Raw genomic sequence first — 19,926 nt, forward strand, 5'->3', positions numbered from 1 at the left:
CCTTATCCCCCCATATCGCGACAGGCGCGGGCGATGACGATGCTTTCATCCGTGGGGATGACCATGACATGACCGCGCGAAATCTCGGTGCTGATAATCAATGCGTTATCGGCGTTGCGGGCGTGGTCGATCTCCAGCCCCATCCATTCGGTGCGTTCGCAGACCCGCGCGCGGATCAGGGCGGCGTTTTCGCCAATCCCGCCGCAAAACACCAAAGCGTCGATCCCGCCCATAGCCGCCGCCATGGCGCCCAGTTCGCGCTGAATACGGAACACAAAATAATCAATCGCCTGCCGCGATTCCGCCGTGTCCGCGTCAATCAGCGCGCGCATGTCGTTCGACAGCCCGCCCGACAGGCCCAGCAGCCCGGATTGTTTATACAGCAGGTCGGAAATCTGGCGGGCGTCCATGCCCTTTTGATCCATCAGATACAGCAGCACGCCGGGATCGACCTGCCCGCTGCGGGTTCCCATGGGCAGCCCGTCCAGTGCCGAAAACCCCATCGTGGACGCGACCGAGCGCCCGCCCTGAATCGCGCACATCGACGCGCCATTGCCCAGATGCGCCACCACCACGCGGCCATCCGCGATCAGCGGCGCAACCCGGCGCAATTCGCCCGCGATGTAGTCATAGCTCAGCCCGTGGAACCCATAACGCCGCACGCCTTCGTCATACATCGCGCGCGGCAGGGCGAAGGTGTCGTTGACCCAAGGCTGATGGCGGTGAAACGCGGTGTCGAAACAGGCGACCTGCGGCACGCCGGGAAAGGCCGCCATGGCCGCGCGCACGCCCGCCAGATTGTGCGGCTGATGCAGCGGCGCAAAGGGCGACAGCGCATCCAGACGCTCCAGCATCGCGTCATCAACCACGACCGGCGCGGAATAATCCGTGCCGCCATGCACGACGCGATGCCCGACCGCGACCACATCCAGATCGGGAAAGTTCAGGCGCAGGCTGTCCAGCACGGTTTGCATCGCCTGCGCGTGATCCGACAGCGCCCCGTCCGACAGGCGCAGCGCAGCGCCGTCCGGGGATTTCAGCTTCATCTGCGGGGCGGATTCGCCGATGCGTTCGACCAGACCCGAGGCCAGCGGCTCCAGATCATCCGCCGCATAAACCGCGACCTTTAACGATGATGACCCGGCATTCAGCGTCAGGATCGCGCGGCTCATGCCCGTTTTCCTTTGGCTGCGGCGTCAAACAGCGCGGCCACGGCGCAAGAGGCCAGCCGCGACATCGCGCTGTCGGAACGGGAATTGAGGATCACCGGCACGCTGGCACCCAGCACCAGCCCCGCGCCTTCGGCATGGCTGATAAAGGCCAGCTGCTTGGCCAGCATATTGCCCGCATCCAGATTCGGCACGACCAGAATATTCGCGCGACCTGCCACGTCGCCGCGCAGGCCCTTGGTCCGGGCCGCGCCCATATCAACGGCGTTGTCCATGGCCAGCGGGCCATCGACCTTACCGCCGCGAATCTGGCCGCGTTCGGCCATTTTCGACAACAGCGCCGCGTCGATGGACGACTGAATCGCGGGGTTCACGGTTTCGACCGCCGACAGCACGCCGACGCGCGGTTCAAACCCAATCGCCGCCGTCAGGTCGATGGCGTTTTGCACGATGTCCATTTTCGTGGCCAAATCGGGGGTGATGTTGATGGCGGCGTCGGTCACGACCACGGGTTCAGCCTGCCCCGGCACATCCATCACAAACACATGCGTGAACCGGCGACCGGCGCGCAGGCCGTTCGTTTTATCCAGCATCGCGCGCAGCAGGTCATCGGTGTGCAGATGCCCCTTCATCACAGCTTTGGCGCGGCCTTCATGGACCAAGGCGCAGGCCCGCGCGGCGGCGGCGGAATGGCCGGGAACGTCGATCAGTTCAATCCCGTCCAGCGACGCGCCCAGATCATCGGCGGCGGCGCGAATATCGCCCGCATCGCCAATCAGGATCGGCACAATGATGCCCTCGGCCGCGGCCTTTAGCGCGCCGCCCAGCGAATTGGCGTCATCCGGCACCACAACGGCGGTCGGCATGGCGGGCAAAGCGCGCGCCTGTTCGACCAGCATTTCAAAATGGCGATGCCGTTCGACGATCAGCCCCGGCACATGAATATCGGCGCGGTCGAATTTGTTTTCCGGCGCCGACACCATGGCCGAGCCGCCCAAAATCAACGCATCATCGCTGACCCGGCGCACGATGGTGTCCAGTTCCACCCGCCCGTCGTCATGTTTGGCGGTGACCGTCACCTGACAGATGATTTCATCGCCCGCATGGGCGCGTTCGTAAAAGTTCAGGCTTTGCTGACGATAGAGCGTTCCCGGCCCCGGCAGTTTCGTTCCCAGAACCGCCGAAATCAGCGAGGCAATAAACATCCCCGGCGCGATCTGGTCAATTTCACCGTCTCCGTCGCCGTCCTGATCGGGCAGATGCATCGGGTTGAAATTGCCCGATGAATTGGCAAAGACGAACAGATCGTCGGCGGTGATCAGCCGGCACAGTTCGGCGCAATCACCGACATTGATTTCCGACAGGGTGCGGTTGACAAGATGCATATTCATTCGGCCTTTTCCTTGGGTTTGGCCGCGCTTTTGCGCATGATGCGCCCGGTTTTGCTGCGATTTGTGTCATCGGCTTTGCAATCACCATCCTGCGCATCGGCCAGAGGATCGTCTGTCACGTCCGCTGTGATCGGGTCAAGATCCAGCACCTGACGGAAACGATCCAACAGCGCGCGGGTTTCCTGCGACATTTCGTCCAAGGCGCCGGGGATATACTGCGCCACAGCCGCCGCGCGTTCGCGATCATCCGCGTCGGGCAGCAATTTCGGCAACGTCTCAATCGCGGCATCGGGTTCATAGGTCGCGATCAGAGTTTGCTGATGAATGATCATCGCGCGCCGTTCCGCCCCCAGACTGGCAAAGGGTTCGTCACAGGTCAGCACCCGCCCCGACCGTTCTAACCGATCACGCCGCACATTGCCGCGATTATCAGCCATCAGGATCAGCATACGGATCACGGCTTCGGCAAAGCCGCCCTGTTCGATCTGGGCCAAGGCGGTTGCCACTTCGGGCAGGCCGCGCAGTTCATCGCTGCTTTTCAGGGTGCGGCGGGCCTGATGGTTGCGGCCAAAGGCGCGCGCGGCGGGCGTGGACCAGAACGAATGAAACGCCAGTTCATAGCCCATATCCCGGCAATCGCGCCAGAAATCCAAACCCTGTTCGGCAGCGGCCACCCAGTAATCTTCCCATGCCAGAAACGGATTGGCGGCATCGGTTTTGTGACGATCCGCGCGGATCTGGTCGGCACGGCTGGCGACCGCCCCCATCACCGGGTTGCGCGACGACATAACCGCGCGCTGCACCCGCTGGGGATGAAAGGCGCGGCTGGCCTCGGCCATGGACGGGGTGATCATCGCCTGCACCCACGGACGCACCAGCGTTTCATAGATCTGTGCGTGAATTTCCGATGTGCGCGCCACGGCGGCAAAGGGGCGTTCGTCGTTAAACCCGTCATCCAATGCGCGAATATCGTCCAGCGTGCGTTCCACGAAACCCACGGTAAACTCAACACCGCCGTCTTTGTGGTCCACATCCTCGATCTTCATTTCATACAAACCGGGGGCCAGGGCCTCGATCGTTTTCAGGGTCGAGGCCATTTCCGTATGTTCTTTTTTCGCGATTTTCGACGACACGAAAATGCCCAGATGCCCGACCTGTTCGTGAACCATGTAAACGATGCGCTGCCCGCGGATGCGGATTTCATGCACATCGGCATAGGTTTCGGCAATCCAGTTCAGCGCCTGTTGCGGCGGGGTGATGTTGTCGCCGTGGCTGGCAAAGGCGATGATCGGCGCGCGGATCGCCTTGAGGTCAACGGGGCGGCCCGGTTCAATGCGCGCTTCGTTTTTGACCAGACGGTTGCCGACAAACAACTGTTCCACGATCCAGCGGATTTCCGGTTCAGTCAGCAGGAAAAACCCGCCCCACCATTTTTCAAACTCCAGAAATGCGTCATCGCCTGCGTCGATATTGCGGAACAGATCGGTGTATTTGCGCAGCAAGGTGCGCGACGGGTTCAGCAATTCAAAGTTCTGCACCAGATGCGCGCCGTCAAAAATACCGCCGCCCAGATCGGAAAAGAACATCGGAACCCATGTCCCGCCCAACACGCCGCCATTGTAACGCATCGGGTTTTCACCCACCTTCCCGGCCCAGGGCGCGACCGGCGCGCCGTTGATCACGATGGGACCGGTCAGATCGGGATTGGTCGCGGCCAACAGCAGCGTGGCCCAACCGCCCTGACAATTGCCGATAATCACCGGGTTGGATGCGTCGGGATGGCGGCGCATCACCTCGCGCACAAAGGCCGCTTCGCTGCGGGTGACATGCGACAGATATTGCCCCGGCTGCGGTTCGCGGTGAAAGGACACGAAATAAACCGGATGCCCTTCGCGCAGGGCCACGCCGACCTGACTGTCGGATTTGAACCCGCCAATGCCCGGACCATGCCCCGCACGCGGATCAATGATGATATAGGGGCGGCGCGTGTCATCCACCGTCACCCCATCGGGCGGCAAAATCCGCAACAGGACATAGTTTGACGGAAACGGCAGATCCTTGCCGTCCATCACCACCTCGTAATCATAGATCAGAACCGGGGGACAGCCCGCCGCTTCATGTTCCAGAAAAATATCGCCGCGCTTGCGCAGCGTGTCCGAAGCCAAAACCGCGCGTTCGCCCGCATCCAGCAGATAGGCCGCCCAAAGCTGCGCCAGATCCTGCGCCCGGCCCGCATCCTGCATCGCCTGCGCCAATTCGCGCCCCCGCCCGGCCAAAGCACGGCTGCGCGCGATATGTTCGTCCATGATCCGTTGCATCTGACGCCCGAATGCCTGCGCGATGATGCCACGGCTTTCATGGCTGGCATCCAATTCAGCGCGCGCCTGTGTCATGGCGCGGTCCATCAGATGCGCCATGTCCCCCGCCGGGTTGCCAGCGTTGCGCGCCGGGTCGATCAGGTCAAACAGGTTTGCCATAGCAGGCTCCTTTTGCGTGTTACGCCGTGATGGAATAGCCGCCGTCAATCTGATGAACGCCGCCGGTGATGTTGCGTGCCTCGGGCGAGGCCAGAAACGCGGCCATGGCGCCCACATCGGCAATCGTGGCCAGTTGATGCGTCGGGGCGCGGTCGGTCGCCTGCTGCATCAGCTCGTCGAAATGGTCGATCCCCGATGACGCGCGCGTGGCCAGCGGTCCGGGCGACAGCGCGTGAACCGAAATGCCCTGCGGTCCCAGTTCGGCGGCGACATAGCGCACGGCGCTTTCCAGTGCCGCCTTGACCGGACCCATCATGTTGTAATGTTCCACGACGCGGAACGACCCCATGAACGACACCGACATGCAGGTGCCGCCCGACGGCATCAGCGGTTCGGCCAGCCGGATCATGCGCAAGAAGGAATGCACCGAAATATCCATGGCGGTGCTGAAGCCTTCGGCGGAACAATCAATCACCCGGCCATGCAGATCATCGCGCGGGGCAAAGGCAATCGAATGAATCAGCGTGTCCAGACGCCCCCACTGGTCGGTGATCTGGTCAAAGACCGCCTGCATCTGGCCCGGTTCCGTCACATCCAGCGGAGCCATGATTTCGGCCCCGATTTCTTCGGCCAGAGGGCGGACATGCTTTTCGGCCTTTTCGTTCAGCCAGGTGATCGCCAGATCCGCACCCTGCGCGCGCAAGGCCTGCGCACAGCCCCACGCGATCGAATCGCGGTTGGCCACGCCCACAATCAGCGCCTTTTGTCCGGTCAGTGAAAACATCGCATCACCTTTTGGCTTATGTCAGCGGCTGATTAACGCGCCAAAGCGACGCCACGGTGACAGTTCCGCGGCGCTTGCGCGACAGGGCCGCGCCCCATCCGCACCCTTTGCCCAGGCCGCATGGTTGCTATTTGAGTATTTATGCACAGAAGAAACCCGGTTGCGCTTCTTCTGTGCATAAATACTCACTTCGCTGTCCCATCCGCCCGCGCGACGCCAGCTTAGGGGCCAGAACCGGGCGGCGTCATTTTGCCGCGATACCGGGTGGATATTTTCGCAGCCCCCGGTCGCGGCGTGCTGGCGCCTGCGGCGTGCATCCGGTCAACGCGCTGTTCCGCATCGGCCAGCATATCCGGGATCAGCCGCGTTTCAGGCAGGTTTTTCCAATATTTGCGCGGCATTTCCGCCCGCATCGCGCCCAGCTTGACCCGCGCGGGGTTAAAGATATTGGCGTAATAGGTGTGCCACAGACCTTCGGCGGCATCATCAGGCAGATCGGGCCGCGCGCCGCCCGCGCCAAAGCTCAGCGCGCCGTTTTCGAACCGCGCGCTTTGGCTGGGCGTGACGATCAGCCAATCCATATCCCCGAACCGGCGGGCAAAGAACGGCGCGCCGGGTTCCAGCGTGTGATGATCGGGTTCAAACCACGCCCCGAACCGCCGCCGGTTGCCGTCCCCCGGCAGTTCGCGAAACCGGACAAAGGCGTGCATTTTGTGAATATCGCGCCGGACTGCTTTCGCCATCTGGGCCAGCCGCGCGCCCAAGGGATCAGCGGCGTGGATCGCGTTATCCCCCGCGTCCAGCCGCCACAGCGCCGAATACAGCAGCGCAAACCGTTCGGGGTCGCGGTGCCAGATCACCGACCCCGCCAGTTTCAGAAAATCCGCCCGCACCCGCGCCTGATGCGGCCCCATCCGACCGGGCAGCGGATCGCCCGCAAACAGACCCGTGCCGCCGGTCCAGTCGATGTCCTGCGGCCGGATATGGTGGCTGATCGCGCGGCGGGCGGCATCGCGCCAGACCGTCCACGCCCCCGCATCCGGGACCGTCACCGCATACATCAGAACAGCGCCAATTGTTCGGGCGGCGGGGCAAAGCGCGCGCGCAGATTGGCGCTGTCGGTTAACGCTCCGGGCGACCATCCGGGCAGCGTGATGAACGGCTGCGCCTTGCGCACCAAGGCACCAATGCGGATCAGGTCATCGTAACGCAGGCTTCGGTGGCGGCGCGCGGCAATGATCCGGTCCACGCTGCGCACCCCCAGCCCCGGCACGCGCAGCAGCATATCGCGCGGCGCGGTGTTGATGTCCAACGGAAACAATCCGCGATGCTGCAACGCCCAGGCCAGCTTTGGATCAATCGCCAGATCCAGATGCCCAGCCGTTGCTCCGGTCGCGATTTCATCCGCGCTGAAGCCGTAAAACCGCAGCAGCCAATCGGCCTGATACAGCCGATGTTCCCGCATCAAAGGCGGTTTGATCAATGGCAACGCCGCTGACGCATCCGGGATCGGGCTGAACGCGGAATAATAGACCCGACGCAATTTATAGCCCGAATAGAGCCGCGTCGCGCTGTTCAGCACCGCCACATCATCGGACGCATCCGCGCCGATGATCATCTGCGTGCTTTGCCCCGCGGGCGCGAAACGCGGCGGGCGGCGTCCGGTATGGGTTGTGTCGCGGGACGCCTCGGACTGGGCGCGGGTGTGGGCCATGGCGGCGCGGATGGTTTCGGGCCGCTTTTCCGGGGCCAGTTGCCGCACCGACGCATCCTGAGGCAGTTCGACATTGATCGACAGACGATCCGCCCATAACCCCGCCTGCCGGATCAGGTCGGGGTCCGCGTCGGGGATGGTTTTCAGGTGGATATAGCCGCGAAACCCATGATCCTGCCGCAGCGCCTGCGCGATGCGCACCATATCACCCATGGTCTGATCGGGCGATTTGATGATGCCGGATGACAGAAACAGCCCTTCGATATAATTGCGGCGGTAAAATTCCAGCGTCAGGTTCACGACTTCGTCGACGCTGAACCGCGCGCGTTCGACATTGCTGGATACGCGATTGACGCAATAGGCGCAGTCAAAGATGCAGAAATTCGTCATCAGAATTTTCAGCAGACTGATGCACCGCCCGTCGGGGGTATAGGCGTGACAAATCCCCGACCCGCCCGACGATCCCACGCCGCCTTTGCGCGAATCGCGGCGCTGCCCTCCGCTGGACGCGCAGGACGCGTCGTATTTCGCCGCATCCGACAGAATCGCCAATTTGGTTTCTAACGTCATCTTTGCCATATGCGGAACATGAATGTTCTGCATATGTTCGTCAAGACGACTTTGGTTAATCGCCCGTCAACCCGCGCACCAATTCCACAAAATGCGCGCCGCGTTTTTCGAAATTGGGGTATTGGTCGAAACTGGCCGCCGCAGGGGCCAGCAGCACGGTGTCACCCGGTTCCGCATCGGCATGGGCGCGGGCCAGGGCCTGATCCATCGTGTCGAACAGTTCGTGCGGGGTTTGGCCGATGTCCAGTGCGAAATCCCGCGCGGAATGGCCAAACAAATACGCCTTAACCACATTGCCCAGATGCGGGGTCAGGGCGGTGATCCCGCCGTCTTTGCCCAAGCCCCCCGCGATCCAGCGGATGCGGCCAAAGGCCTGCAACGCCTTGGCGGCGGCGTCGGTATTGGTCGCCTTGGAATCGTTGACGTAACGCACGCCGTCCAATTCCGCGACCATCTGGCTGCGATGCGGCAGCCCGGCGAAGGTGTGAAACGCCGATTCAATCTGACGCGGGGCCAGCCCGACCGCGCGACAGGCCGCATAGGCGGCACAGGCGTTTTGATGGTTGTGCGCCCCCGGCAGGCCCGCGATCCCGCGCAGGTCGATGGATGCGGCCTGACGCCCTTTGCGGTATTCCGACAGAAAGCCTTTGCGCGCAAAGACCGACCACGCCGCCGCATCCAGTTTCTGACCCGAGGACACCCGGATCACCCGATCATCCGCCGGTCCCATGGCCATCTGACCGGCGAGATACAGCCCTTCGGCTTCGTCAATGCCAATCACGGCGCGGTCGGGGCCGCCTTCGGCGAACAGACGCCGTTTGGCCGCGAAATAGCCGCCAAGCCCCCCGTGCCGGTCCATATGGTCGGGCGACAGATTGGTGAACACCGCCACATCCGGCGTCAGCGCCCGCGCCAGATCGGTTTGATAGCTGGACAGCTCCAGCACGACAACCTCGCCATCACAGGCGGGGTCGAGCGACAGGACTCCGGTCCCGATATTGCCACCCATCTGCGTGGGCCGACCCGATTCCTGCAAGATGTGATGGATCAGCGCGGTTGTGGTGGATTTGCCGTTACTGCCCGTGACGGCAATCACACGCGGCGTCTGATCGAACCCGTCCCAGTCGCGCGTCGCCCAGCTGCGGAAAAACAGCCCGATGTCGTTATCAACCGGCACCCCGCGCGCATAAGCCGCCGCGATCACCGGATGCGGGCGGGGATAGAGATGCGGAATCCCGGGGCTGACAATCAGCGCCCGCACCCCATCCCAGCCCGAATCCCGCGTCAGATCGGTAATCGCGATGCCGTCCTGTTCTGCCTGCGCCCGCGTATCCACGCCATCATCCCACGCGATGACATGCGCGCCCCCTGCCGTCAGCGCCGCAGCCGTCGCCCGCCCCGAACGGCCAAGGCCCAGAACGGCAATGGTTTGGTTTTCAACGTGTTGAACCGGGATCATTGTTTTATCCTTTGACCGCCGGGGGCCAGCCCCCCAGCCCGCCCCACGGGGCGGGCGTTCGCCGGGGGAAAAGGTCCACTGGACCTTTTCCTGATCCGTCTCACCCCGGGATATTTTTACACAGAAGATAAAGCCTAGCGCAACTTCAACGTCGCCAGTCCAATCAGCGCCAAAATCAGCGCGATGATCCAAAAACGAATGACGATTTGCGGTTCGGCCCAGCCTTTTTTCTCAAAATGGTGGTGGATCGGGGCCATCAGGAACACGCGTTTGCCGGTGCGTTTGAAATAGAGGACTTGGATGATGACGGACAGCGCCTCGACCACGAACAACCCGCCGACGATGGCCAGCACGATTTCGTGCTTCGTCACAACCGCGATTGCGCCCAAAGCGCCGCCCAGGGCCAGCGATCCGGTGTCGCCCATGAACACCGCCGCGGGCGGCGCGTTATACCACAGAAAGCCCAAGCCGCCCCCGATCAACGCGGCGACGAAGATCAGAATCTCGCCCGTGCCCGGCACATGGTGGACGCCCAGATAGTCGGTAAAGTCCACGCGCCCCACGGTGTAGGCGATCACCCCCAGCGTGGCGGCGGCGATCATCACCGGCATGATCGCCAGCCCGTCCAGCCCATCGGTCAGGTTCACCGCATTAGCCGCGCCGACAATCACGATCATCGCAAAGGGGACAAAGAACCAGCCCAGATTGATCAGAACATCCTTGAACACCGGCAGCGCCAATTGGTTGGACAGCCCCGCCGGATGCATCCATGACGCGGCGATTGCGGCCAGTGCGGCGATGACCAGACCCAAAAGCATCCGCACGCGCGAACTGACGCCAGCCGTGTTTTGTTTCGTGACCTTGGCATAGTCATCGGCAAAGCCAATCGCGGCAAAGCCCACCGTCACCAGCAGCACCACCCAGACATAGCCATTGTCCAGACGCGCCCACATCAGCGTCGAAAACACCAAGGCCGACAGGATCAGAAGCCCGCCCATGGTCGGCGTTCCGGCCTTGACGAAATGGCCTTCGGGGCCGTCATCGCGGATCGGCTGGCCCTTTTTCTGGACGCGGCGCAGGTAATTGATCAGCGGACGGCCAAAGATAAAGCCAAAGAACAGCGCCGTGAAAAACGCAGCCCCCGCCCGGAAGGTGATATAGCGGAACAGGTTAAAGACGTCTCCGCCTTCGGACAGGCTGCTGAGCCAATAAAGCATTGCGTTATCCTTTCGGCTGGGCTGCGCGCAGGGCGTCCACCACGCCCGAGATCTGTGACGATTTCGACCCTTTGACCAGCACCACATCGCCGGTCTGGGTCAGTTCTGGGGCGATTGCGGCCAGTTCCGCGGCGGTCGCGGTCCATTGCCCGCGTTTGGCCGGGGGCAGCGCATCATACAAATGCCGCATCAGCGGACCGGCGCAATGCACCAGATCGACCGACGCCATGGCCGCATCACCCGCGACGGCGGCGTGAAGGGCAGCCTCATCCGCGCCCAATTCCAGCATATCGCCCAAAATCGCGACCCGGCGGGTGCCGGTCAGACCGGCCAGCGTCGCCAGCCCCGCCGACAGCGATGCCGGATTTGCGTTGAACGCATCGTCGATCAGGTCGATGCCGCCCAAGGTTTCGACCGCGCCGCGACCGCGCGGGGGCAGCCAATCGCCCAGACGAATTGCGGCGTCCTGCGGGTTGGCGCCAACAGCGGCCAGTGCCGCCAGCACGCCGACCGCGTTCATCGCGAAATGCGTGCCGGTCGTGGCCAGCGTGAAATCCAAGCTCTGCCCCGCCACACGCGCACGGCAGGTCAGCGCGCCATCCGTCACCTGCGCCGAGATCAGCCGCGCCATGCCGTCACGCCCGAACCCCAGAACCAAGGCCCCCGCATCATCCGCGCAATCGCGCAGGATCTGCGTGACCGGCAAATCTTCGGGGATGATGGCGTGGCCGGGGGATTGCAGGCCCTGAAACACCGCGCCCTTTTCGCGGGCGATGCCGTCGATCGCGCCGAACGCGGCCATATGCGCCGGGGCGACGGTGGTAATCAGCGCGACATGCGGGCGGGCCAGACGCGACAGAGGGGCGATTTCGCCCGGATTGCTCATCCCGATTTCGATGATCGCGTAATCGGTATGGGCGGGCATCCGCGCCAGAGTCAGCGGCACGCCCCAATGGTTGTTGTAACTCGCCTCGGCCGCGTGGATGCGCCCCTGCCCGCGCAACGCCGCGCGCGCCATATCCTTGGTCGAGGTTTTGCCGACTGAACCGGTGATCGCAATGACCTTGCCGGTCATGCGGGCGCGACCGGCGCGGCCCAGCGATTCCAGCCCCGCCAGAACATCCGGCACGATCAGCAGAGGCGCGCCATCCGGCACCCCGTCCGGCACACGACTGACCAAAGCCGCCGCCGCGCCCCGGTCCAATGCCTGCGCCACGAAATCATGCCCATCCCGCGCGGCCTGAAGCGCGACAAACAGATCGCCGGGCTGGATTGTGCGGGTGTCGATGCTGACGCCGGTTGCGGCCCAGTCACCAATGGCCCGCCCGCCCGTGGCGGCGGCGGCGTCGGCTGCGGTCCACAAGGTCATATCTTACCATCCAGTGCCGCAACCGCGACGGACGCCTGTTCCGCATCGTCAAAGGGATACACATCCGACCCGACGATCTGGCCGGTTTCATGGCCCTTACCGGCGATCAACAGCGCATCGCCCGGTTGCAGGGCATCCACGCCGCGCAGGATCGCCTCGGCCCGGTCGGCGACTTCGGTTGCGTCGGGGCCTGCTCCGCCCATCACGGCGGCGCGGATGGTCGCGGGGTCTTCGGTCCGGGGGTTGTCGTCGGTGACGATCACCACATCGGCGAATTCGCGCGCGGCTTCGCCCATCAGGGGGCGTTTGCCCCGGTCGCGGTCACCGCCTGCGCCGATCACCACGACGATGCGGCCCAGCACATGCGGGCGCAGCGATTGCAGCGCCGCGACCAAAGCGCCGGGTTTATGCGCGTAATCCACAAACACCGCCGCGCCATTGTCGCGCTGTGCAGCCAACTGCATCCGGCCCCGGACCGTGGTCAGTTCCGGCAGCGCGCGGATCAGGGATTCGGCGCTGTCGCCCGTGGCCAGTGCCAGCCCCATAGCGGCCAGCACGTTTTCCGCCTGAAACCCGCCGATCAGGGGCAGGCGCACCATATAAGGTTGCCCCATGACCGAGAACCGCAAATCCTGCCCCGTCGCGTCATAGCGTTGCCCCAAAATCCGCAGCATCGCGTTGTCGCCCGTGCCAACGGTGGTCAGCGCCAGCCCGCGATCTTGGGCAATATCGGCCATCTGACGGCCGCGCGCGCTGTCGATATTGATAACCGCCGTCGCGCCGTCGTCCAGAATGTGATTGAACAACAACGCCTTGGCCGCGAAATATTCGTCAAAGCCCGCGTGGTAATCCAGATGATCCTGACTGAAATTCGTGAACGCCCCGGCCTGCAACTGCACCCCGTCCAAACGGCGCTGATCCAGACCGTGGCTGGACGCCTCCATAGCGGCGCGGGTGACACCAGAGGCGGCGGCATCGGCCAGAATACGGTGCAAGGTCAGAGGGTCGGGCGTGGTGTGCGACAGCTTGGCGTCGAAATCGCCCTGAACGCCCATGGTCCCCAGACTGATAGCGCGATGCCCCAGCAATTGCCACAGCTGGCGGGTAAAGCTGGCGACGCTGGTTTTGCCCGATGTGCCGGTGACGGCGACGACCTGTTCGGGCTGGGTGTGAAACCACAGCGCGGCGGCGCCGGCCAGTGCGGCGCGCGGGTCTTCGGCAACGACTAACGCGCCGTCCCAGCCGTCCAGCACATCGGCGGCGATCTGCGCGCCCTGACGGTCGGTCAGAATGGCGGCGGCGTCCATGCGCAGGGCGTATTGAATAAATTCGCCGCCATGCACGGCGGAACCGGGCAGCGCCGCGAACAGATGACCGGGTTTGACCATGCGGCTGTCCAGCGACAGGCCGGTGATGTCCGGGTCGCGCCCGTCTTTCGCCCGCAGCCCCAGCCCGGACAGTTTCGCCTTATGATCCACCATGCGCCCCGTCATTGATTTGCCGCAAGGCTTATCGCAGAGCCGGGGCCGGGTTCAACACGCGGCTGAAACCGCGCCGGGATGGTCGGCAGTTTTTTGTCGGTTTTGGGTTCCAACCCCAGCAGAGGCGCGACGCGGCGGATCACCTCGGCGGCGACGGGAACGGCTGTGACGCCTGCGGTGCGGATTTCGCCGCCGCCTGCGGTTTGCACCACGGGTTCATCCAAGGCGACGATCAGCACATATTGCGGGTCAGACGCCGGGAAAATCGACGCAAAGGTCGAAATCACCTTATTTTTGTGATACCCCCCCGATGCGCGCGGCTTGTCGGCGGTGCCGGTTTTTCCCGCGACTTCGTATCCCGGCACCTCGGCCTGACGGGCGGTGCCGCGGGTGACGACCTGACGCAGCATATCCACCGACATCGCGGCCGCGCGGGGCGAGATGACCTGTTCGCCTTCGGGCCGGACGCGGCCATGAACCAGCGTCGGCGTCACCTGTTTGCCGCCATTCGCAATCGTGGCATAAGCCGCCGCCAGATGCAGCGGGCTGGCCGCCAGACCGTGACCAAAGCTGACCGTCGCCGACGTCACCGCAGGCCAGCGTTGCGGCACCAGCGGTTGCCCTGTGGGGGCCTCGACCATTTCAATCTGCGTGGGCGCGAACAGGCCCAGCTTTTCCAGAAACGCCTTTTGCCGTTCCACGCCGATCATCTGCGCAATGCGGACGGTGGCGACGTTCGACGATTTCACGATCACATCGGTGACGCTTAACTGCCCACCGTAATTGTGAAAATCGTTGATCAGGAATTTGCCGATCCGCATCGGCGCCGTGGCGTTGATCCCGGTGGACGGGTTCACCAGCCCCAGATCAAGCGCCTGCGCGACCGGGAAAATCTTGAACGTAGAGCCCAATTCATACTGCCCCTGCACCGCGCGGTTAAACAGCGGGCTGTCGGACGGATCGCCCTGCAACAGCGGACGCGGGCGGTTGTTGGGGTCAAAATCGGGCAGGCTGGCCATGGCGACGATTTCGCCGGTTTTCACCTCAAGCAAGATCCCGGTCACGCCTTTGGCGTTCATGATCTTCATGCCGCTGTCCAGCACGTCCTCCATGGCCTGCTGCACGGTCAGGTCGATGGACAGGGCCAGAGGCGCGCCTTCGTTCGACGGATCACGCAGCCACGCATCAAACGCCTTTTCGACGCCGGCGATGCCGATGACCTCGGCGCTGCTGACGCCTTCATTGCCGAAACCGGACCCGCCCAGAATATGGCTGGCCACGTCGCCATTGGGATAAACGCGCATCTCGCGCGGGCCGAACAACAGGCCCGGTTCGCCAATATCATGCACCGCCTGCATCTGTTCGGGGCTGATCTTGCGTTTGATCCACAGGAATTTGCGGTCGCCGGTGAAATCGCGGATCAGGCGGTCTTCGTTCAGGTCAGGAAACACCCGCGCCAAACCGCGCGCGGCGTTGATGGGGTCCACCATCTGATGCGGATGCGCGTAAACGGAATGGGTCAACAGGTTCGTCGCCAGAACGCGCCCGCGCCGGTCGGTGATATCCGCGCGCTGCGACATAATTTGCGCCGACAAAACACGCGATTGCGGTTCCGCCGCGTCGGTATTGGCCAAGGCCGCCATCCGCACGCCCACCACGGCAAAGGCCATCACAAACAGCCCCGCCATCAGCACCAGCCGATTTTCGGCACGCCGCCGGGCGCGGTCCTGATTGTGTTCGTGGCGCAGGCGGCGGTTTTCGGCCTCGATATCGTCGGGATTTTCGCCGCGTTCGCGTGCGCGCAGAATACGGGCCAAGGGGCGCAGAGGGGTGCGGATCATGGCTGATGCTCCTGTTCAGGCGGCGGCGGTTTGGGATAGTCGATATTGCCCAAATCCATAAACTGTCCCGATTCGACGGGGACCAGTTGCAGACGGTCAAAGTTCAGATCAACCAGTTCGCGCAGGCGTTCGGGTCGGTTCAGATAGGCCCATTCGGCGCGCAACACGCCCAGTTCTTCGCGCAGGCCCGCTATGTCGCGCTGCACCTGCCCCATCTGGGCCATCGACGCCTGCGTGGCATAGTTTTCGCGATAGGCCCAGAACGCCAGGGCCATCACCACCAACACCGCCGCAACATAGGATAACGCGCGCATCACCGCCCCCCTTTGGCGACGGGCAGGCGCGGCATGGCAAGCGCGCCATCATCGGCCAGCCCCGCCGGTGCCTCGGTGCGCACCGCCACCCGCAACAGCGCCGACCGCGCGCGGGGGTTGGCGTCCAATTCGTCGGGGTCCGGGCCAATCGCGCGGCGAAACGGCAGGGAAAAGGCCGGGTTCAGCGCCTGCGTGACGGGGGCATAGCGGTTGCCTCCGCCGCCCTGATCGGCGCGCGCCTGCATGAACCGTTTGACGATCCGATCTTCCAGCGAATGGAAACTGACAACCGCCAACTGCCCGCCCGGACGCAGTGCGCGTTCCGCCGCCGCCAGCCCGTCCACCAATTGCCGGAATTCGTCATTCACCCAGATGCGGATCGCCTGAAAGCTGCGGGTTGCGGGGTGGCTTTGCCCCGGTTTCGGGCGCGGCAGGCAACCCGCGACCACATCGGCCAGTTCCGCCGTACGATGCAGCGGGCGCGCCGCGACAATCGCGCGGGCAATCCGGCGGGCGGCGCGTTCTTCGCCGTAATGATACAGCACATCGGCGATCACGGCCTCGTCGGCGGTGTTCAACAGATCGGCGGCCGACGGCCCATCCTGCGCCATCCGCATATCCAGCGGGCCGTCGCGCAGAAACGAAAAGCCGCGATCCGCCTGATCCAGCTGCATGGAGCTGACGCCCAGATCCAGCACCACCCCGTCCAGAGGCTCGCCCGCCAGCCGGTCCATATCGGCAAACACGCCCTGCACCAGCCGCAGCCGGTCGCCATAGGCCCCGCGCCACGCATCGGCCATGTCAAACACCGCCGGGTCGCGGTCCACGCCAATCACACGATCCGCGCCCGCATCCAGCAGACCACGGCTGTAACCGCCCGCGCCGAATGTGCCATCCAGCCAGACACCCCGCACCGGCGCGACCGCGCGCAGCAAGGGGTTCAGCAAAACGGGGATATGCGGATCGGACACGGCCTATCCCTCTTGCAGAAATTCGCGCGGGTCAAAGCCGGGGCCATAGCCCGCAGCAAATTCCTCAAGCGCGACCACATCTTTGGGCCGGCTGTCGGGCAGATAGACCTGAATATAATCGCCGCGCGATTCGAAAATGGTTTCCGCCCCATCCACAAAGCCCAGCTTTTCGCGCAGCCTGGCGGGCAGAATCAGCCGGTTTTCGCGGTCGATTTCCAGATCCATGGATTGCCCATTCATCAGCAATTCCAGCCAGCGGCGTTTTTGCGAACCGCGCGGCATCTGGCTGATCTGGTCGTCGATTTCGTCAATCGCATCAATGGAATAGAGTTCGATCCAATTCCATTCTTCGGGGCCGTGAACGGCGACCAACTGGGTGCGTCCCGTCGTCGATTCGGCATAGCTGGGATCGCCCAGATCAAAGACACGCCGCAGCCGCGCGGGGATCGCCATGCGCCCCTTGCTGTCCACCTTGACGGTGACGCTGCCTCGTAGTTTGCGTGCCACCTTTGGTCCGCCCTTACTGTCCTTGCCCATTCCGGCACCCGGAAAAGGAAAAGGCGGATCGGGCTGCTGCCACTGCCCGATCCGCCGCCCTCGTTCCCGTGTGCCGGGCCCCTTTTGCGGGGTTCGCTGTCCGCCTGCGCGCCACCCGTGGGGTTGGGTGCTGCCCGCGCGCCAATGGCGGCTTCTGATTGGAAAACGGATGCCTGCACAAAGCCTGCCTCGCCGTGGTGGGGTCTTATCGCCCCTTGCTGCCCGTTTTCATGTCTCCGTTCTGACATGGGATTTTACGGGAAGCAACGGTAAAAATCGCCATTCGCGGGGCGTTTGGGTCCAAGCCCGCCTGACCGGATGCGCGAATCAGAACGACGAATCGTGAACGCGCAGAGGGGCGACAATTTCTAGCGAAAGACCCCGCATTAACCACAATATGTTGGTTAACGAAAGTTTCGACCACAACGCGTTGCGTGGTGCGATTATGCCACAGTTTCCACAAAGCAAGATAAAACGACCTTGCGCAGATAAATTTTTGTCACCTCATCACAGCGAATCACGCAGATGAGAGCGGCGAATCGCCCCTGTCCCTGAAAATCCCAACCGTCCCGGATTTTCCCAGATCGCGCTTCCCAGATGATCCCACAGCGCGTAACCTGCCGCCAGCCACGCATGGGGGATCACATGGACTGGACCACACCCATCAACATCTATTGCGAACGGTTGGGGCCGCATTTCTGGGCTGAACCGGTGAATGCCATCACGAACCTGTCCTTTGTTCTGGCCGCGATCTGGGGCTGGGTCGAGGCGAAACGCCGTGCCGAGCCCAACCCGCTGATCTGGGTGCTGATCGTGCTGGCGGGAATAATCGGGATCGGGTCGTTCCTGTTCCACACCTTTGCGAATCGCTGGTCGGCACTGGCGGATGTGCTGCCGATCTGGGTCTTTGTGGCGCTCTATGTGCTGGTCGCGATCAACCGGCTGGGCGGCGTGCGTCCGGGGCGCATTGTCATGGGGCTGGCCGTGGTGATCGGGATTGGCGCCATCTGGGTGGCCATGGGCGACGGCGGCGGCGGCGACGCGGCACCCACGCAGCCCGATCCGTTCAACGGATCACTGCAATATCTGCCCGCCGTGATCGCCTTTGCCGGTTTCGTGGTGCTGACCCAATATCGCCGCCATCCGATGCGGCACTGGATTTTGGGCGCGTTCGGGGTGTTTGTGCTGTCTCTGACGGCGCGGACGATTGATGTGCGGGTCTGCGATGCGTTTCCGTTGGGAACGCATTTCCTCTGGCATATTCTGAACGGGCTGATGATCGCGCTGATTTTGCAGGTGCTGCTGCGCAGCCCGCGCCCCGCTTAACCGTTATCGCGCAGCACCCGGCCCGCCAGATAGAGCGACCCACAAATCAAAATGCGTGCGGCCGGGTCGCGCGCGACAATCGCCGCAATCGCCGCCGCGGCATCCGTCGCAGTGTCGGTCGGGATGCCCACACGCGCGGCAACCGCCGCCGTTTCCGTGGCAGGCAGCGTGTTCGGTTCGCCCGGAATATCAATTGCGGTCAGGCTGGCCGCCTGCGCCGCCAAGGGTTCCAGATACCCGGCGATGTCTTTGGTGTTCAGCATCCCGCAAACCAGATGCGTGGGCCGCAGCGGCATCGCCGCCAAAGTCGCCGCGACCGCCTGACCGCCCGCCGGGTTATGCCCGCCATCCAGCCACAGTTCCGCCCCCGCCCCCGCCAGATCGACCAGAGGACCACGCCGCAGCCGCTGCATCCGCGCGGGCCATTCCGCCCGCGTCACGGCGGCGCGCGCCATATCTTCCGTCGCGCCCAACTGACGCAGCGCGGCCAAAGCGGTGCCAGCGTTCTGGATTTGATGCGCGCCGATCAGGTTCGGCAGCGGCAGATCCCACAGGCCTTGATCGTCCTGATACACCATCCCGTCGCGATCGCGCGCGATCGTCCACTGCTGGCCATAGGCGAAGATCGGCGCGGTCAGGCCGGAGGCGCGATCTTCGATCACGCGCAGGGCATCATCCTGCTGGGGCGCGATGATCACGGGCGTGCGGGGTTTCAGAATACCGGCCTTTTCCGCCGCGATCAGGGGCAGCGTGTCGCCCAGATATTGCGTGTGGTCGATGCTGACCGGCGTGATCACCGTCAGGCGCGGGTGTGTGATCACATTCGTGGCGTCCAGACGACCGCCTAAGCCGACCTCTAACAAAGTATAATCCGCCGGGGTCCGCGAAAACGCCAGAAAAGCGGCGGCGGTCGTGATTTCGAAAAAGGTGATCGGATCGCCCGCATTCACCGTTTCGATTTCCGCCAGAATCGCCGCCAGTTCGGGTTCCGCGATCAGTTCCCCCGCCAGCCGGATGCGTTCATGAAACCGCGCCAGATGCGGCGAGGTATAGGCATGGACCCGCGCGCCCCCCTGTTCCAGACCGGCCCGGATCATGGCCTGCGTGCTGCCTTTGCCATTCGTGCCAGCGATATGGATGGCGGGCGGGATGCGCTGTTCGGGGTTGCCAAGCGCGGTCAACAGCCGGTGCATCCGGTCCAGTGACAGGTCAATCACCTTGGGGTGCAGCGTCATCAGACGGTTCAGAATGTCATCCGATTGGTTCATACCGCACCCGCCGGGGGTTTCACCCCCGGACCCCCAGG

Annotated in this window: 16 protein-coding genes; 1 reads left to right on the forward strand and 15 read right to left on the reverse strand. The window is 63.6% G+C overall.

What is annotated here, in order from left to right; translation table 11 throughout:
• Positions 1-2 precede the first annotated feature (2 nt).
• The 14 genes from Q4G20_RS03835 to Q4G20_RS03900 form a co-directional block, all read right to left on the reverse strand.
• Complete coding sequence (locus Q4G20_RS03835; RefSeq protein WP_303342035.1) at positions 3-1,172, reverse strand: acetate/propionate family kinase; 1,170 nt, start codon at positions 1,170-1,172, stop codon at positions 3-5.
• A complete protein-coding gene (locus tag Q4G20_RS03840) occupies positions 1,169-2,554 on the reverse strand; it encodes a bifunctional enoyl-CoA hydratase/phosphate acetyltransferase (protein WP_303342148.1) in 1,386 nt (461 codons plus the stop codon). Before Q4G20_RS03840 ends, Q4G20_RS03835 begins: the two co-directional genes overlap by 4 nt.
• Before the next feature lie 2 nt (positions 2,555-2,556).
• Positions 2,557-5,037, reverse strand: a complete 2,481-nt coding sequence (locus Q4G20_RS03845) for a DUF3141 domain-containing protein (protein ID WP_303342036.1) — start codon at positions 5,035-5,037, stop codon at positions 2,557-2,559.
• A 19-nt stretch (positions 5,038-5,056) separates the two neighbouring features.
• Entirely contained in the window at positions 5,057-5,821 is a 765-nt protein-coding gene (gene fabI, locus Q4G20_RS03850; protein ID WP_303342037.1) for an enoyl-ACP reductase FabI, read from the reverse strand.
• 221 nt (positions 5,822-6,042) lie between these two features.
• Positions 6,043-6,882: a TIGR03915 family putative DNA repair protein gene (locus tag Q4G20_RS03855; RefSeq protein WP_303342038.1), complete on the reverse strand. Its 840-nt coding sequence runs from the start codon at positions 6,880-6,882 to the stop codon at positions 6,043-6,045.
• Positions 6,882-8,114 carry a putative DNA modification/repair radical SAM protein gene (locus Q4G20_RS03860; protein ID WP_303342039.1) on the reverse strand — a complete coding sequence of 411 codons (1,233 nt, stop codon included), beginning with the start codon at positions 8,112-8,114 and terminating at the stop codon, positions 6,882-6,884. Before Q4G20_RS03860 ends, Q4G20_RS03855 begins: the two co-directional genes overlap by 1 nt.
• A gap of 46 nt (positions 8,115-8,160) precedes the next feature.
• Positions 8,161-9,564 (reverse strand): UDP-N-acetylmuramoyl-L-alanine--D-glutamate ligase, encoded by a 1,404-nt coding sequence (gene murD, locus Q4G20_RS03865; RefSeq protein WP_303342040.1) that lies wholly within the window; start codon positions 9,562-9,564, stop codon positions 8,161-8,163.
• 134 nt (positions 9,565-9,698) lie between these two features.
• Positions 9,699-10,781, reverse strand: a complete 1,083-nt coding sequence (gene mraY, locus Q4G20_RS03870) for a phospho-N-acetylmuramoyl-pentapeptide-transferase (RefSeq protein WP_303342041.1) — start codon at positions 10,779-10,781, stop codon at positions 9,699-9,701.
• A 4-nt stretch (positions 10,782-10,785) separates the two neighbouring features.
• Positions 10,786-12,150 carry a UDP-N-acetylmuramoyl-tripeptide--D-alanyl-D-alanine ligase gene (murF, locus tag Q4G20_RS03875; RefSeq protein ID WP_303342042.1) on the reverse strand — a complete coding sequence of 455 codons (1,365 nt, stop codon included), beginning with the start codon at positions 12,148-12,150 and terminating at the stop codon, positions 10,786-10,788.
• Entirely contained in the window at positions 12,147-13,631 is a 1,485-nt protein-coding gene (locus Q4G20_RS03880; protein ID WP_303342043.1) for a UDP-N-acetylmuramoyl-L-alanyl-D-glutamate--2,6-diaminopimelate ligase, read from the reverse strand. The genes murF and Q4G20_RS03880 overlap by 4 nt, the downstream gene beginning before the upstream one ends.
• 8 nt (positions 13,632-13,639) lie before the next feature.
• Complete coding sequence (locus Q4G20_RS03885) at positions 13,640-15,472, reverse strand: penicillin-binding protein 2 (RefSeq protein ID WP_303342044.1); 1,833 nt, start codon at positions 15,470-15,472, stop codon at positions 13,640-13,642.
• Positions 15,469-15,786, reverse strand: coding sequence for a cell division protein FtsL (locus Q4G20_RS03890; RefSeq protein ID WP_303342045.1), 318 nt, complete (start codon positions 15,784-15,786; stop codon positions 15,469-15,471). Before Q4G20_RS03890 ends, Q4G20_RS03885 begins: the two co-directional genes overlap by 4 nt.
• Positions 15,786-16,757 (reverse strand): 16S rRNA (cytosine(1402)-N(4))-methyltransferase RsmH, encoded by a 972-nt coding sequence (gene rsmH, locus Q4G20_RS03895; protein WP_303342046.1) that lies wholly within the window; start codon positions 16,755-16,757, stop codon positions 15,786-15,788. Before rsmH ends, Q4G20_RS03890 begins: the two co-directional genes overlap by 1 nt.
• A gap of 3 nt (positions 16,758-16,760) precedes the next feature.
• On the reverse strand, positions 16,761-17,264 hold the full coding sequence (locus Q4G20_RS03900; protein ID WP_303342047.1) for a cell division/cell wall cluster transcriptional repressor MraZ: 504 nt from the start codon (positions 17,262-17,264) through the stop codon (positions 16,761-16,763).
• A gap of 675 nt (positions 17,265-17,939) precedes the next feature.
• Here Q4G20_RS03900 and Q4G20_RS03905 point away from each other — a divergent pair.
• The gene (locus tag Q4G20_RS03905) at positions 17,940-18,620 is read left to right on the forward strand and encodes a ceramidase domain-containing protein (protein WP_303342048.1); all 681 of its coding nucleotides are present in this window, start codon (positions 17,940-17,942) and stop codon (positions 18,618-18,620) included.
• Here the strand turns inward: Q4G20_RS03905 and Q4G20_RS03910 are convergent.
• Positions 18,617-19,888: a folylpolyglutamate synthase/dihydrofolate synthase family protein gene (locus tag Q4G20_RS03910; RefSeq protein ID WP_303342049.1), complete on the reverse strand. Its 1,272-nt coding sequence runs from the start codon at positions 19,886-19,888 to the stop codon at positions 18,617-18,619. The two genes, Q4G20_RS03905 and Q4G20_RS03910, sit on opposite strands and share 4 nt — an antisense overlap.
• Positions 19,889-19,926: the final 38 nt, after the last annotated feature.

Origin of the sequence: Paracoccus sp. (in: a-proteobacteria) (assembly GCF_030538495.1) — a bacterium.
Lineage (GTDB): Bacteria > Pseudomonadota > Alphaproteobacteria > Rhodobacterales > Rhodobacteraceae > Paracoccus.

What these genes read in the sequence shown, in the direction of transcription:
- Q4G20_RS03835 (WP_303342035.1), bottom strand. Translation starts at nt 1,172, where the DNA reads ATGAGCCGCGCGATCCTGACGCTGAATGCCGGGTCATCATCGTTAAAG.
- Q4G20_RS03840 (WP_303342148.1), bottom strand. Translation starts at nt 2,554, where the DNA reads ATGCATCTTGTCAACCGCACCCTGTCGGAAATCAATGTCGGTGATTGC.
- Q4G20_RS03845 (WP_303342036.1), bottom strand. Translation starts at nt 5,037, where the DNA reads ATGGCAAACCTGTTTGACCTGATCGACCCGGCGCGCAACGCTGGCAAC.
- fabI (WP_303342037.1), bottom strand. Translation starts at nt 5,821, where the DNA reads ATGTTTTCACTGACCGGACAAAAGGCGCTGATTGTGGGCGTGGCCAAC.
- Q4G20_RS03855 (WP_303342038.1), bottom strand. Translation starts at nt 6,882, where the DNA reads ATGTATGCGGTGACGGTCCCGGATGCGGGGGCGTGGACGGTCTGGCGC.
- Q4G20_RS03860 (WP_303342039.1), bottom strand. Translation starts at nt 8,114, where the DNA reads ATGGCAAAGATGACGTTAGAAACCAAATTGGCGATTCTGTCGGATGCG.
- murD (WP_303342040.1), bottom strand. Translation starts at nt 9,564, where the DNA reads ATGATCCCGGTTCAACACGTTGAAAACCAAACCATTGCCGTTCTGGGC.
- mraY (WP_303342041.1), bottom strand. Translation starts at nt 10,781, where the DNA reads ATGCTTTATTGGCTCAGCAGCCTGTCCGAAGGCGGAGACGTCTTTAAC.
- murF (WP_303342042.1), bottom strand. Translation starts at nt 12,150, where the DNA reads ATGACCTTGTGGACCGCAGCCGACGCCGCCGCCGCCACGGGCGGGCGG.
- Q4G20_RS03880 (WP_303342043.1), bottom strand. Translation starts at nt 13,631, where the DNA reads ATGGTGGATCATAAGGCGAAACTGTCCGGGCTGGGGCTGCGGGCGAAA.
- Q4G20_RS03885 (WP_303342044.1), bottom strand. Translation starts at nt 15,472, where the DNA reads ATGATCCGCACCCCTCTGCGCCCCTTGGCCCGTATTCTGCGCGCACGC.
- Q4G20_RS03890 (WP_303342045.1), bottom strand. Translation starts at nt 15,786, where the DNA reads ATGCGCGCGTTATCCTATGTTGCGGCGGTGTTGGTGGTGATGGCCCTG.
- Q4G20_RS03905 (WP_303342048.1), top strand. Translation starts at nt 17,940, where the DNA reads ATGGACTGGACCACACCCATCAACATCTATTGCGAACGGTTGGGGCCG.
- Q4G20_RS03910 (WP_303342049.1), bottom strand. Translation starts at nt 19,888, where the DNA reads ATGAACCAATCGGATGACATTCTGAACCGTCTGATGACGCTGCACCCC.